Source organism: Pseudonocardia alni, from assembly GCF_002813375.1.
Taxonomy (GTDB): Bacteria; Actinomycetota; Actinomycetes; order Mycobacteriales; family Pseudonocardiaceae; genus Pseudonocardia; species Pseudonocardia alni.
On record NZ_PHUJ01000003.1, the window covers coordinates 4,991,789 to 5,005,765 of the forward strand.

The 13,977-nt window shown below is 74.6% G+C and carries 11 protein-coding genes; 9 read left to right on the plus strand and 2 right to left on the minus strand.

Translation table 11 applies throughout. The features are described 5' to 3' along the window. Positions 1-51: 51 nt before the first annotated feature. The 3 genes from ATL51_RS24565 (at position 52) to ATL51_RS24575 (ending at position 4,994) form a co-directional block, all read left to right on the plus strand. Complete coding sequence (locus tag ATL51_RS24565) at positions 52-828, plus strand: hypothetical protein (protein WP_100880067.1); 777 nt, start codon at positions 52-54, stop codon at positions 826-828. A gap of 90 nt (positions 829-918) precedes the next feature. Beyond that, the gene (gene dapA, locus ATL51_RS24570; RefSeq protein ID WP_073578071.1) at positions 919-1,797 is read left to right on the plus strand and encodes a 4-hydroxy-tetrahydrodipicolinate synthase; all 879 of its coding nucleotides are present in this window, start codon (positions 919-921) and stop codon (positions 1,795-1,797) included. Then, positions 1,743-4,994 (plus strand): carboxyl transferase domain-containing protein, encoded by a 3,252-nt coding sequence (locus ATL51_RS24575; protein ID WP_301549172.1) that lies wholly within the window; start codon positions 1,743-1,745, stop codon positions 4,992-4,994. Before dapA ends, ATL51_RS24575 begins: the two co-directional genes overlap by 55 nt. 13 nt (positions 4,995-5,007) lie before the next feature. Here ATL51_RS24575 and ATL51_RS24580 read toward each other — a convergent pair whose 3' ends face one another. Next, entirely contained in the window at positions 5,008-5,817 is an 810-nt protein-coding gene (locus tag ATL51_RS24580; RefSeq protein WP_100880068.1) for a MerR family transcriptional regulator, read from the minus strand. A gap of 87 nt (positions 5,818-5,904) precedes the next feature. On the opposite strand from ATL51_RS24580, the gene ATL51_RS24585 reads away from it, so the two are divergent. Genes ATL51_RS24585 through ATL51_RS24595 form a run of 3 tightly spaced genes read left to right on the plus strand, consistent with a single transcriptional unit; the run spans position 5,905 to position 8,613 of the window. Then, entirely contained in the window at positions 5,905-6,963 is a 1,059-nt protein-coding gene (locus ATL51_RS24585; protein WP_100880069.1) for a ferredoxin reductase, read from the plus strand. 29 nt (positions 6,964-6,992) lie between these two features. Further along, the gene (locus tag ATL51_RS24590) at positions 6,993-8,174 is read left to right on the plus strand and encodes a fatty acid desaturase family protein (RefSeq protein WP_100880070.1); all 1,182 of its coding nucleotides are present in this window, start codon (positions 6,993-6,995) and stop codon (positions 8,172-8,174) included. Between the two features lie 37 nt (positions 8,175-8,211). Continuing rightward, positions 8,212-8,613 (plus strand): hypothetical protein, encoded by a 402-nt coding sequence (locus ATL51_RS24595; protein ID WP_100880071.1) that lies wholly within the window; start codon positions 8,212-8,214, stop codon positions 8,611-8,613. Between the two features lie 207 nt (positions 8,614-8,820). Here the strand turns inward: ATL51_RS24595 and ATL51_RS24605 are convergent, their stop codons facing one another. After that, positions 8,821-9,996, minus strand: a complete 1,176-nt coding sequence (locus ATL51_RS24605) for an acyl-CoA dehydrogenase family protein (protein WP_226365887.1) — start codon at positions 9,994-9,996, stop codon at positions 8,821-8,823. A 493-nt stretch (positions 9,997-10,489) separates the two neighbouring features. On the opposite strand from ATL51_RS24605, the gene ATL51_RS24610 reads away from it, so the two are divergent. The 3 genes from ATL51_RS24610 to ATL51_RS24620 are packed head-to-tail and all read left to right on the plus strand — an operon-like array spanning position 10,490 to position 13,869. Then, positions 10,490-12,463 (plus strand): TIGR03960 family B12-binding radical SAM protein, encoded by a 1,974-nt coding sequence (locus ATL51_RS24610; protein ID WP_100880924.1) that lies wholly within the window; start codon positions 10,490-10,492, stop codon positions 12,461-12,463. After that, a complete protein-coding gene (locus tag ATL51_RS24615; protein WP_073578063.1) occupies positions 12,456-13,004 on the plus strand; it encodes a GNAT family N-acetyltransferase in 549 nt (182 codons plus the stop codon). Before ATL51_RS24610 ends, ATL51_RS24615 begins: the two co-directional genes overlap by 8 nt. 46 nt (positions 13,005-13,050) lie before the next feature. Further along, entirely contained in the window at positions 13,051-13,869 is an 819-nt protein-coding gene (locus tag ATL51_RS24620; RefSeq protein ID WP_208623066.1) for a TIGR03936 family radical SAM-associated protein, read from the plus strand. The last annotated feature ends 108 nt before the right edge of the window (positions 13,870-13,977 follow it).

The window sequence follows — 13,977 nt, forward strand, 5'->3', positions numbered from 1 at the left end:
CCCCCGACGGCCGGATGGCAGAGGCCGTCCCCGCGGTCCACCATGTGGGCCATGACCGTGCTCACCCCGCGCCCGACGACCGCGGACCTGGTCCGTGGAGTCGTCGTGGCGGTCCTGGCGATCCTGCAGGTACTCGTGTCGGCGTCCGGGGGGTCGGGGATCGGCGCCGTCGCGCGCGACTACGACACCCCGCTGCTGGCCGCGGGATGGGCGTTCTCGATCTGGGGTCTGATCTACCTGGGCGTGCTGGTCTACGCCGGCTACGCCCTGCTGCCCGGCCAGCGCGGCCGCGAGGTGCACCGCCGCGTCGGCTGGTGGGTCGCGGCGACCGCGGTGCTCAACCCGCTGTGGATCGCGGCCTTCTCGAACCGCTGGGTGGTCACCGCCGAGGTGCTGCTGGTCCTGCTCGTCGTCGCGCTCGGTGTCGTCTACGGACGGCTGTCCCGCAGCGTCGCCGACGGCTGGGCGGAACGGCTGGCGATGCGACTGCCGCTGGCCGTCTATCTCGGCTGGTCCTCGGCCGCGCTGGTGCTGGGGCTGATGGCGGCCGGCGTCGCGGTCGGGCTGCCGTCAGACGGGGTGCTCCCGCAGGTCGCGGCGATCCTGCTGCTCGTGATCCTCACCGCGGTCGTGCTGTCGGTCGTCGGCTCCACCGCCGGGTTCGCGGGCTTCGCGGGGGCGCTGTGCTGGGCGCTGCTGGGCGTCGTCGCCAACGACCGGCCGATCGCCGTCACCGTCGTCGCGACCGTCGCGGCGGGGATGATCGCGGTGCAGGCGGTGCGCCGGATCACGCGGTCGGTCCAGCCGGCCCGGCTGGCCCTGGGCTGAGCCGGCGGCTGAGAGGAAACCCGCACCGGGACGTCGGTCCCGCTTGCTACGGTCGCACCGGCAGGAGCAGCGGTACCAGGGAGGCCCGGCATGATCACCGGAAGCATCGTCGCGATCGTGACCCCGATGCACGACAGCGGCGAGGTCGACCACACGGCCCTCGGCGAGCTCGTCGAGCGGCAGGTCGACGCGGGCACCGCGGCGATCGTCTCGGTCGGCACGACCGGCGAGTCGTCCACGCTGTCGGTGCTCGAGCACACCGAGGTCATGCGGCGCACCATCGAGGTCGCGAACGGCCGGGTCCCGGTCATCGCCGGCACCGGGGCGAACTCCACCGCCGAGGCGATCCACCTGACCCGCGCCGCGCGGGCGGCCGGCGCCGACGGCGCGCTGCTCGTGACGCCGTACTACAACAAGCCTCCGCAGGAGGGCCTCTACCAGCACTTCAAGCGGATCGCCGAGACCGTCGACATCCCGCAGTACCTCTACAACGTCCCGGGTCGCACGGCCTGCGACATGCTGCCGTCGACGGTGGCCCGGCTGGCGGAGATCCCGAACATCGTCGGCCTCAAGGAGGCCAAGGGCGACCTGGACCGGGTCCGCGAGCTCGTCGCGCTGGGCCTGGACGACTTCGCGCTGTACTCCGGTGACGACGGCACCGCCCGCGCGTCGATGCTCGCCGGGTTCCACGGCGACATCTCGGTGACCGCGAACGTCGCCCCCGAGACGATGGCCCGGATGTGCAAGGCCGCCGTCGCCGGTGACGCCGAGACCGCCTCCGCGCTCGACGCCGACCTCGCGGGCCTGCACGCGGCGCTGTTCTCCGAGCCGAACCCGATCCCGGTGAAGTGGGCGCTGGCCGAGCTGGGACTCATGCCCGGCGGGATCCGGCTGCCGCTGGTGCCGCTGGACGAGTGGCACCACGAGGACGTCCGCGCCGCGCTGCGGGCCGCGGGCCTGCTGTCCTGAGCCCCGCGCTCCCCGGGGCGCTGCTCGTCGCCAACCGCGCCGAGATCGCCGTCCGGATCATGGAGACGGCGTCGGGGCTGGGCGTGCGCACGGTCGCCGTGCACGCGGCCGACGACGCCGCCTGCGCGCACGTCGCCCGCGCCGACGCCGCCGTCGCGCTGCCCGGCACCGGCGCCGCCGCCTACCTCGACGTCGACGCGCTGGTGCGGGCCGCCGTCGACGGCGGGGCCGGTGCGCTGCACCCCGGCTACGGGTTCGCCTCCGAGAGCCCGGCGCTGGCCCGGGCCTGCGCGGACGCCGGCGTGGTGTTCGTCGGGCCGTCGCCGCGGACGCTGGAGCTGTTCGGGGACAAGGCCGCCGCCCGCGACCACGCGGGGGCGCTCGGCGTACCGGTGCTGGAGGCCGTCGAACCCGCCGACGGCGCCGCGCTGCTGTCCCGCCTCGGCCCCGGCGGCGGCGTCATGGTCAAGGCCCGCTCCGGCGGCGGCGGGCGCGGGATGCGCCCGGTCACCGACCCGGCCGACCTCGACGACGCCGTGCGCCGCTGCTCGTCCGAGGCACTCGCCGCGTTCGGCGACGGTGCGGTGCAGGTCGAACGCCTCCTCCCGGCCGCCCGGCACGTCGAGGTGCAGGTCCTCGGCGACGGCACCGGCGCCGTCGTGCTGGGGGACCGGGACTGCTCCGCGCAGCGCCGCCGGCAGAAGCTCGTCGAGATCGCGCCCGCCCCCGCCGTGCCCGCCCCGGTGCGCGCGCGGCTGCACGAGGCCGCGCTGCGCCTGTGCGACGGCTACCGCGGCCTCGCCACCGTCGAGTTCCTGCTCGCCGGGCAGGACATCGCGTTCCTGGAGGTCAACCCGCGGATCCAGGTCGAGCACACCGTCACCGAGGAGACCACCGGCCTCGACCTCGTCGAGCTGGGGCTGCGGGTCGCGTACGGCGCCCGGCTCGCCGACCTCGGCCTCGCCACCCCGCCCGCGCCGCGCGGGGCCGCGGTGCAGGCCCGGGTGACGACCGAGACCGTCGGGCCGCTCGGGACCCTCGTCCCGGCCGCCGGGACCCTGACCCGCTTCCAGCCGCCCGCCGGGCGCGGGGTCCGCGTCGACACCCACGGCTACGCCGGGTACCGGGTCGGGCCCCGCTACGACCCGCTGCTGGCCAAGGTCGTCGCCCGCGGGGCGACGCCGGCGGCCGCGGCCGCCGCCGCCCGGCGTGCCCTCGCCGGGTTCGACGTGGCCGGCGTCGCGGTCACCCTGGGGCTGCTGCAGGCCGTCCTCGCCCGCCCCGAGCTGGTCGACGGGACACTGGACACCACCTTCGTCGACCGGCACCTGGCCGAGCTGGCCGCGGCGCCCCGCGAGACCGTGCTGCCCGCGCCCGGTGCGCCCGCGACCGGTGACGCCGCCGGGAACGGATCGGCGCCGGGCCCGGCGGTCGAGGTCCCCGCGGACCGGACCGCCGTGCGCGCGTCCCGGCCCGGCGTCGTGGTGGCGCTGCCCACCCCGGCCGGGCAGGTCGTCGCCGCGGGCGGCGAGGTCGTCGTCCTCGAGTCGATGAAGATGGAGCACCCGGTCATCGCGGAGCGGCCGGCCCGGGTGGAGACGGTCGTCGTCACCGTCGGGGACGCGGTCGAGGCGGGGGAGCTGCTCGCCGTCCTCGCCGACGCCGACGCCGCGGACGCCCCCGGCCGTGGCGAGGACGTCGACCCCGACCGGATCCGGCCCGACCTGGCCGAGGTCCGCGACCGCCACCACGGCGGGCTCGACGCCGGCCGGCCCGCCGCCGTCGCACGCCGGCGGTCGGCAGGGCGGCGCACCGCCCGGGAGAACGTCGCCGACCTGCTCGACCCCGACAGCCTCGTCGAGTACGGCGCGCTGACCCTGGCGGCGCAGCGGGCCCGGCGCAGCACCGCCGAGCTCGTCGCCCGCACCCCCGCCGACGGGATCGTCACCGGCACCGGGACCGTCGGCGGACGCCCGGTCGCCGTGCTGGCCTACGACTACACCGTGCTCGCCGGCACCCAGGGCGTGCTCAACCACCGCAAGACCGACCGGCTCCTCGAGCTCGCCGAGCGCGACCGGCTGCCGGTCGTCGTGTTCGCCGAGGGCGGCGGCGGGCGGCCGGGGGACACCGACACCTCCGCCGTCACCCAGCTCGACGTGCCGACCTTCCGGCTGTTCGCCCGCCTGCGCGACCGGGTCCCGACCGTCGCGGTCGTCGCCGGCTACTGCTTCGCCGGCAACGCGGCCCTGGCCGGGGCCTGCGAGCTGATCGTCGCGACCGAGGGCAGCAGCCTGGGCATGGGCGGCCCGGCGATGATCGAGGGCGGCGGGCTCGGCGTCGTCGCCCCCGGTGATGTCGGCCCGATGCCGGTGCAGTGGGCGAACGGCGTGGTCGACCTGCTCGTGCCCGACGACCGGGCCGCGGCCGCCGCGGCCCGCCGGTACCTGCGCCACGTCGCCGGGGACCCGGTGGCCGGCGGGCACGCCGACCAGCGGCTGCTGCGCCACCTCGTCCCGGAGAACCGGCTGCGCGCCTACGACGTCCGCCGCGTCGTCGACACCCTGTGCGACACCGGCTCCGTCGTCGAGCTGCGCGGCGGGTTCGGCGCGGGGCTGGTCACCGCACTGGCCCGGCTCGACGGCCGCGCCGTCGGCGTGATCGCCAACGACCCCGAGCACCTCGGTGGCGCGATCGACGGCGACGCCGCGGACAAGGCCGCCGCGTTCCTGGCGCTGTGCCAGGCCCGCGGGCTGCCGGTCGTGTCGCTGTGCGACACCCCGGGGTTCATGGTCGGCCCGGACGCCGAGCGCACCGCGACCGTCCGCCGGTTCGGGGCGATGTTCGTCGCCGGCGCACGGCTGACGGTGCCGCTGGTGACGGTCGTGCTGCGCAAGGGCTACGGCCTCGGCGCGATGGCGATGGCCGGCGGTGACCTGCACGCGCCGGTGCTCACCGTGGCCTGGCCGACCGGCGAGCTCGGCGGGATGGGGCTGGAGGGCGCGGTCCGCCTCGGCTTCCGCGACGAGCTGGCCGCGATCACCGACGAGACCGCGCGGCGGGCCCGCTACGACGAGCTCGTCGCCGGGTACTACGAGCGCGGCAAGGCGCTCGGCGTGGCGACGGTGTTCGAGATCGACGACGTCATCGACCCCGCCGACACCCGGGCCGTGGTCTCCCGCGCGCTGCGCGGGCGCTGACCGGCGCCGGTGGTCAGGACCGCTCCGCCCCGTCCGTGGACGGCTCCGCGGCGTCGGGTGCGACCGTGGGACCCGCGCTCGTGGTCTTCACGTTGCGCACGATGTCGCGGCCGAAGGTGACGTCGACCCGCTCGGCCACGGCCAGCTCCAGCACGGCGATCATGACCTCGCCGGAGATGCGGCGCATCCGCTCGATCGTCTCGTAGACACGCGGCCACTGGTCGTCGGGACGGCCCTCGGCGTCGAAGGGCTGCCAGATCTCGCCGAGGAACAGATCGACGTAGAGCCGGGCGACGGCGTCGGCGTGCTTGCGCAGCTGCTCGACGACGTCGAGCGAGCGAGTGATCGGGATGCCGAGACCGGTCAGCTCGGCCGCGGCGTTCATCAGCCGCGGGCTGATCTCCTCGTAGGTGTCGTCGCCCAGCTCGCGCAGCAGGCCCATCTTGACCCCGCGCTTGGCGACGCCGACGTCGGTGCTCTCGTACCGTTCGGCGAGCTCGGCGAGGTGCACGATCTGCCGGTCCTCGGGCGCGAACAGCGCGCGGACGGTCCGGATGAACTGCACGACCTGCTCGGTGGAGCCACCGGTGGTGTCGAGCAGCTTCTTGATCGTGTCGAGCTTGACGCCCTCGTCCTGCAGGTCCTGGATCAGCTCCAGACGCGCCGCGTGACCGGGGCCGTAGTAGCCCGTCCGGGCCTTGACCTGCGGCGGAGGCAGCAGCCCCCGGGACTGGTAGGCGCGGATGTTGCGCACCGTGACACCGCTGGACCGCGCCAGCTCGTCGATGGTGCGCCAGTCCGCCGACTCCGGGTCCTCGACCATGACACGAAGAATAACAGGCGAGCATGTGACACAGGATCCAGGAGGCACCGGTTGCTATGTGACATCAAACCGTGCACAGTTGATGTCATGTTCCGATCCGCTCCTGGCACGACCTCGCGCCGCCGGGGCCTGCTGGCCGCCGCGAGCGCCCTCACGACCCCGCTGCTGCCCGAGGACTTCCTGACACTGGTCGACCCGCTCTGGTCGACCACGTCGCTGCGCGGCCGGGTCGTCGCCCGTCGCCGCGAGACCGGCCGTGCGGTCTCGGTGACCATCGAGCCCGGGCGCGCCTGGGCCGGGCACCGCGCCGGCCAGTACGTCGGCATCGGCGTCGAGGTCGACGGCGTCCGGCTCACCCGGAGCTACTCGCTGACCTCGCCCGAGGACGCCGAGCACCTCACCGTGACCGTGCAGGAGGTCGACGGCGGCGCCGTGTCGCCGACCCTGGTCCGCGACCTGCCGATCGGCACGATCGTCGAGCTCGACCAGGCGGCGGGCGGTTTCGTCCTGCCCGACCCGCTCCCGGAGAAGCTGCTGTTCGTCACCGCGGGCAGCGGCATCACCCCGGTGATGGGCATGCTGCGCACGCTCGACCGCGCCGGGACGATGCCCGACGTCGTGCTCGTGCACGGCGCCCGCACGTCGGAGGACACGATCTTCCGCGCCGAGCTGGCCGGCCTCGCCGCGCGGCACCCGTCGCTGCGGGTCGTGCTGCGCCACAGCGCCGTCTCCGGGCGGCTCGACCCCACGACCCTCGACGCCGCCGTCGCCGACAGGGCCGACCGGGCCGTGTACGCCTGCGGCCCCGACGGCCTGCTCGACGCCCTGGAAGGTGCCTGGGACGGCGTCACCGCCGAGCGCTTCACCCCGCCGGCCCGCGCCACCGAGGGCACCGGCGGCACCGTCGACCTCGGCGGCGACGACGTCGTCGTCGAGTCCGGCCAGAGCCTCCTCGAGGCGGGGGAGGCCGCCGGGAAGCTCATGCCCAGCGGCTGCCGGATGGGCATCTGCTTCGGCTGCGTGCTGCCGCTGCGCGAGGGCCGGGTGCGCGACCTGCGCACCGGCGAGGCGCACGGCGAGCCCGGCGACCTGGTCCAGACCTGCATCAACTCCGCGTGCGGGCCCGCCCGCATCGACCTTCCCTGATCCACCCGCTCCGACCGAAGGAGGTCCTCATGACCGCCGTCCTGGAGAACCCCACGCACGCCGAGCCCGGCCCGGAGGAGACCGGCCGCGAGCAGCACCCGCAGCGCCCGGTGCTGGAACTCGTGCCGTCGTCGCGCCGCGAGGACGTGGCCGCGACCACCGACCTGACCGCCGAGCAGATCGAGGAGCTCGGCCGTCGCCTCGACGCCATCCGCGACCGCGTCCTCGCCGAGCGCGGCGCCTCGGACGCCGAGTACATCCGCGGCGTCATCCGCAAGCAGCGCGCCCTGGAGATCGGCGGCCGCGCGCTGCTGTTCGCCGGTGTCCTGCCCCCGGCCTGGATCGCCGGGACCGCCATGCTCTCGATCGCCAAGATCCTCGAGAACATGGAGATCGGGCACAACGTCATGCACGGCCAGTGGGACTGGATGCGCGACCCGAAGATCCACTCGTCGACCTGGGAGTGGGACAACGTCTCGTCCTCGGCGGAGTGGAAGCACTCGCACAACTACATGCACCACACCTACACCAACGTCGTCGGCAAGGACCGCGACGTGGGCTACGGGATCCTGCGACTGTCCGAGGAACAGCGGTGGACGCCGTACTACCTGGGCAACCCGCTCTACAACTTCCTGCTCAGCCTGTTCTTCGAGTACGGCGTCGCGCTGCACGACCTCGAGGTCGAGAAGGTCGTGGCGGGGCAGAAGCCGCTGAGCCGGGTCTGGCAGCAGATCAAGGCGATCGGCCGCAAGACCGGCCGCCAGATCCTCAAGGACTACGTCGCGTTCCCCGCGCTGGCCGGGCCGTTCTTCCTGCCGGTGCTCGCGGGCAACCTCACCGCGAACCTGGTGCGCAACGTCTGGACGCACGCGGTCATCTTCTGCGGCCACTTCCCGACCGGCGCGGTCCAGTTCACCGAGGAGCAGCTGGAGGACGAGAGCCGCGGCGAGTGGTACGTCCGTCAGCTGCTGGGCTCGGCCAACCTCGACGGCGGCCGGTACTTCCACCTGATGACCGGCCAGCTGTCCTTCCAGATCGAGCACCACCTGTTCCCGGACCTGCCCAGCAACCGCTACGCCGAGATCGCCCCCGAGGTCCGGGAGCTGTGCCGGGAGTACGGGCTGGAGTACACGACCGGGCCGCTGTGGAAGCAGTACATGCAGGTCCTGGGCACGATCAACCGACTGGCCCTGCCGAACGGGAAGCGCTGATAGCTTCCGATCCGTCCGGGTCGGCGGAGGGGCGATCGTGCGGCACCTGGTGGGGATCCTGGTCGGGCTCGTCGAGACGGCGGTGGCGCTGGTCGTCGCCGGTGCGGGGATGGACCTCGACCGGGTCCCCGCCGGCTCGGGTCTGCTGCTCGTCGGCGGGCTGCTGCTGGGCGCGGTGGTGCTCGCCGCCCGTCTGTCCCCGGGTGCACCGCTGACCGGGGCCGTACTGCTCCTGGCCGGCTCGGCGTGGACGCTGTTCGACCCGCAGGCGCCGTTCGCGCTGGGCCGGGGGCTCGGCTACCTGCTGAGCCTGCAGCACGGGATGCTCCTGGCCGGGCTGCCGGCCGTGGCCGCATTCGTCGTCCCGCGGCGGCGGGCCGAACCCGGCCCGCCGCCGTCCTGGGCGCACGGCCCGTCGTCGGGGCCGGTCGTCCACTGACCGGCCCGGCCCGCTACAGGGCGGGGAGGACGTCGAAGCCGTGCACCTGCGCGATCCGGCCGTCGCCGTCGGTCACGACGATGTCGAACCCGACCACCGGAGGCTCGGCGCGACGTCACCCTCGCCGAGCTGGCGCTGGAGACCTTCCTGCCGCCGACGACGCCACGCGCGCCGCCCTCACCGCCCGCGCCGGCCGGTGAGCCCCGCTCAGCCCGCGACGCCCGGGGACAGCGACAGCACCGGCACCGTCCCGTTCAGCGCGAAGGCCCCGACCACCTGCTGCTTGTAGACGATCGGGTTGTGCACGGCGAGGGTGCGCGCGTTGCGCCAGTGCCGGTCCAGCGCCCGGTCGACGTCGACGGTGGACGCGCCGCCGACCTCGAACAGCTCCGAGGTCGCGTCCAGCACCAGCTGCGGCACCGTCGACTGGGCCCGGTACACGTCGAGCTCGGCGGCCGGGCCGTGGCCGGGCTCGGACAACGCCCGCTCCAGCGAGGCGGCCGCGGCGTCGACGACGGCGGCGACGGTGAACGCGGCCGCGTCGACCTTCCCGACGACCTGTTGCACCAGCGGGTCGTCCCTGGGCAGGTCGGCGTTGCCGTAGGGCCAGTTGCGGCGCCGGTCGCGGACGTAGGCGGCGGCGTCGTCGGCGGCGCGGCGGGCGATCCCGGCCAGCGCCGCCAGCTGCACCAGCTGCAGGAACCCCTGCCGGACCGGCTGGTGGGCATCGGTCGGGGCGGGTCGCACCTGGGCCGGGTCGACCTCGACCGCGGTGAACCGGGTCGTGCCGCTGGCGGTCAGCTTCTGCCCGAACCCGCGCCAGTCGTCGACCCGCTCGACACCGGGCGCGGAGGTCTCCACCAGCACGCTCACCCGGCTGCCGTCCTCGTCGAGCGCGACGACGTCGACGAGGTCGGCGTAGAGCGTGCCGGTGCAGTAGAACTTCTCGCCCTCGAGCAGCAGCCTGTCCCCGTCGCGGCGCAGCACCGTGGTGGAGGAGTTGCGCACGACGCCGCCGCGCTCGGAGATGGCGTTGCCGACGAGCCTGCCGGCCGCGACCTGCTCCAGCCGACCGCGCAGCACCGGGTCGTCGGCGGCACCGGCCGACCACAGCTCGGCGAACAGCAGGTGCGTCCGCAGCGCCTGCGGGATGTTCGAGTCCGCCGCGCCCAGCTCGACGAGGAGCGCGAACAGCTGACGCAGCGAGGCCCCCGCGCCGCCGGCCTCCACCGGCAGCCGGACCGCGCCGAACCCGGCGTCGCGCAGGGCGGCGATCTCCTCGACGGGCAGCCTGCGGCTCAGCTCGCGCTCCACCGCGCCGGCGGCGATCTTCTCGAACAGCGGGCGGAACCGGGCGTGCAGCTCGGCGTCGGTCACGGGCACGGGGGTCTCCTGGGAGTTCGGGGACGCGCGTGGGGAGCAGGTCGGCGCCAGCGTAGGTGCCCGGCCCGCCGGTCCGCCGTGACGCGTGCCTCAGCGGGCGTGCGCCCCGGACGGCGCGACCCGGGCGATCAGCCCGCCGGTGTCGTCGGCCATGTCGGCCAGGGTGTAGACCGGCCGGGCCCGGCGCGTCAGGAACCCCCAGGCCGAGATCCGGGGCCGGACAGGTGCGTCGAGCGGCCGACGTCGCGGTTGTCGAACCGCACCACCCGGAACCCGCGGCCGGCCAGGGCGGCGCAGAGGTCGTCGCGCCACCAGTCCAAGGACGACCCAGGCCCATCACCAGAACCACCACCGGGCCGGCCGGGTCGCCGAAGGACCGGTGGCACAGCCGGACCGCGCCGACGTCGGTGTACTGCTCGGGTTCCACACCCCGCGTTCGGTCGGACGCGACCCGCTGGTTCGTCCCGAACGGACGTGGCTACCCTGGTGCAGCGTGGCACCCACCTCCGTATTCCCCGCCCTGGAGCCGATCCTGCCCCGCGTCGCCAAGCCGGTGCAGTACGTCGGCGGTGAGGGGAACTCGCAGGTCAAGCCGTGGGACTCCGCGGCCGTCCGCTGGGCACTGCTCTATCCGGACGCCTACGAGGTCGGCCTGCCCAACCAGGGCGTCCAGATCCTGTACGAGGTCCTCAACGAGCGCGCCGACGCACTGGCCGAGCGCTGCTACGCGGTCTGGCCCGATCTCGAGGCCCTGATGCGCGAGTCGGGGGTGCCGTCGTTCACCGTCGACGCCCACCACGCGGTCGGTGACTTCGACGTCCTCGGCGTCTCCTTCTCCACCGAGCTCGGCTACACCAACCTGCTCACCACGCTCGACCTGGCGGGGATCCCCCTGCACGCCCGGGACCGCGACGAGAGCCACCCGGTCGTCGTCGCCGGTGGGCACGCGGCGTTCAACCCGGAGCCGGTCGCGGACTTCGTCGACCTCGCCGCGCTCGGTGACGGCGAGGAGGTCGTCGGCGACATCACCGACGTCGTGCGGGACTGGAAGGCGCAGGGACGCCCGGGCGGGCGCCGGGAGCTGCTGCTGCGGCTGTCGTCGACGCCCGGCTGCTACGTGCCGTCCCTCTACGACGTGACCTACGCCGACGACGGTCACATCGCCGCCGTCACCCCGGCCGACGAGCGGGTCCCCGCGAGCGTGCAGAAACGCACCACGATCGAGCTGGACGACTGGCCGTACCCGAAGAAGCCGCTGGTCCCGCTGGCCGAGACCGTGCACGAGCGGGCCAGCGTCGAGATCTTCCGCGGCTGTACCCGCGGCTGCCGGTTCTGCCAGGCCGGGATGATCACCCGCCCGGTGCGGGAGCGGTCGCTGCAGGGCGTCGGCGAGATGGTCGACGCGTCGGTGCGCGCCTCCGGTTTCGACGAGGTCGGCCTGCTGTCGCTGTCGAGTGCCGACCACTCCGAGATCGCCGAGATCACCAAGGGCCTCGCCGACCGCTACGAGGGCACCAACACCTCGCTGTCGCTGCCGAGCACCCGGGTCGACGCGTTCAACATCGACCTGGCCAACGAGATCTCCCGCAACGGCCGCCGCTCGGGGCTGACCTTCGCCCCCGAGGGCGGCTCCGAGCGCATCCGCCGCGTGATCAACAAGATGGTCTCCGAGGACGACCTCATCCGGACCTGCGCCGAGGCGTTCTCCCAGGGCTGGCGGCAGGTCAAGCTGTACTTCATGTGCGGGCTGCCCACCGAGACCGACGAGGACGTCCTGGAGATCGCCGGCATGGCCTACCGGGTGATCGAGGCCGGGCGGAGGGCGTCGGGGCGCAACGACGTCCGCTGCACCATCTCCATCGGCGGGTTCGTCCCGAAGCCGCACACCCCGTTCCAGTGGGCCGCGCAGTGCCACCCCGAGGTCGTCGACTCCCGGCTGCGCAAGCTGCGCGAGGCGGTCAACGCCGACCGGAAGATCGGCCGCAACATCGGCATGCGCTACCACGACGGCGAGCCCTCGCTGATCGAGGGACTGCTCGCCCGTGGCGACCGCCGGGTCGGCGCCGTCATCGAGAAGGTCTGGCGCGACGGCGGCCGGTTCGACGGCTGGTCCGAGCACTTCTCCTACCGCCGCTGGGTCGACTCCGCCGCCGAGGCCCTGGAGCCGCAGGGGGTGTCGCTGGACTGGTTCACCACCCGCGAGCGCGACGCCGACGAGATCCTGCCCTGGGACCACCTCGACTCCGGCCTGGAGCGCGACTGGCTCTGGGAGGACTGGCAGGACGCGCTCGACGGCCGCGAGCAGGACGACTGCCGCTGGACGCCGTGCTTCGACTGCGGCGTCTGCCCGTCCACCGGTACCGACATCGAGGTCGGCCCCAGCGGGACCACCCTGCTGCCGCTGACCGTGGTCAACCCGACGGCCTCGGCCGCGGGGTCGCTCGGGGGCGCACACCCGGGTGGCTGAGAACGGACTGTCCTCGATCCCGGACCCGGCCGTCGCCGACGCCGACGGGTCCTCCTGGGAGTACGGCGGCAGACGCCTGCGGGTCCGGGTCGCCGACGAACGCGACGTCGCCGCGCTCGCCCGGCTGCGCCGCCTCTGGCTGGAGGAGCGCGCCGGGCGGCCGGTCGAGGACCCGTCGTTCGCCGAGTCGTTCGCCGCCTGGTGGCGGGTCGAGCAGCCGCGCCGGGCGTTCTGGGTGGCCGAGGCGGGCAGCGACCGCGCCGGGTGGACACCGGTCGGGTCGATCAACGTGCTGGAGACCGTGCAGATGCCCCGCCCCGGGGGCCGTGGCACGCGCACCGGGCAGGTCGGGAACGCCTTCGTCCTCGCCGCGTTCACCGAGGCGGGGGTGCCGCGGGTGCTGCTGTCGGCGGTCGTCGCGCACGCCAGGGCCCGCGGGTACCGGCGGCTGATGCTCGCCCCGACCGCGGGGAGCGCCGCGTTCTACCGGCGTGCCGGGTTCCGGCCCGCCGGCGACGCGCTGCTGGTACTGGAGCAGTAGACCGTCCCGGTCGGGGCGGCCGGGCGGCCTCCTAGACTCACCGGTCATGGCACGCGTGAAGGCAGGAGCTGCGGCGAACCCGGCACCCCCGACGGTGCAGCGGGTCCGCCTGCGCTTCGCCAAGCGCGGCCGGCTGCGGTTCCTCTCGCACCGCGACGTGGCCCGCAGCTTCGAACGCGCGGTCCGCCGGGCCGGTGTCCCGGTCTCGCACTCGCACGGCTTCAGCCCGCACCCGCGGCTGTCCTGGGTCGGTGCCGCCCCGACCGGGGCGGCCAGCGAGGCCGAGTACGTCGAGATGGGGCTGACCCGCGAGGTCGACCCGGAGCTGGTCCGGGAGGCCATGGACCGGGCGCTGCCCGACGGGCTCGACGTCGTCGCGGCGGCGGTCGCGACGCCGCCCGCGCTGGCCGACCGGATCGACGCCGCCCGCTGGCGGCTCGAGATCCGCGGGCTCGACCCCGCCGAGGTGCGGTCCGCGGTCGAGCGGTTCCTCGCCGAGACCTCGGTCGTGGTGACCCGGGTGACCCCGTCCGGGCGCAAGGAGATCGACGTGCGCGCCGCCGTCGTGACTCTGTCGGTCGAACCGCAGGTGAGCGGCACACCGGCCGATCATGTCCCGTCCGGGGCGGCGGGTTCCCCGGGTTCGGTCACCGACTGTGCGATACTGACGGCGGTCGTACGGCTGACGACACCGACCGTCCGACCCGATGACGTACTGGGCGCGCTCACCGTCGTCGCAGACCTGGCGCCGCCGGTACCGGTGACGGCCACCCGGTTGGCGCAGGGCCTGCTCGACGACGGGTGCGACCTGGTGGATCCGCTCGGTGCGGTCCCGGCGACCCGGGCCCGGCCGGACGGTTCCTGACGCGGACGGCACTTCCCGCCTCCGGTCCGGCGTCGAGCACCATCCCCGAAGACCGGGGAGCGACACCAGATGTGCCGTACCGCGCAACCCGCGCGAGCTGCGGAACGT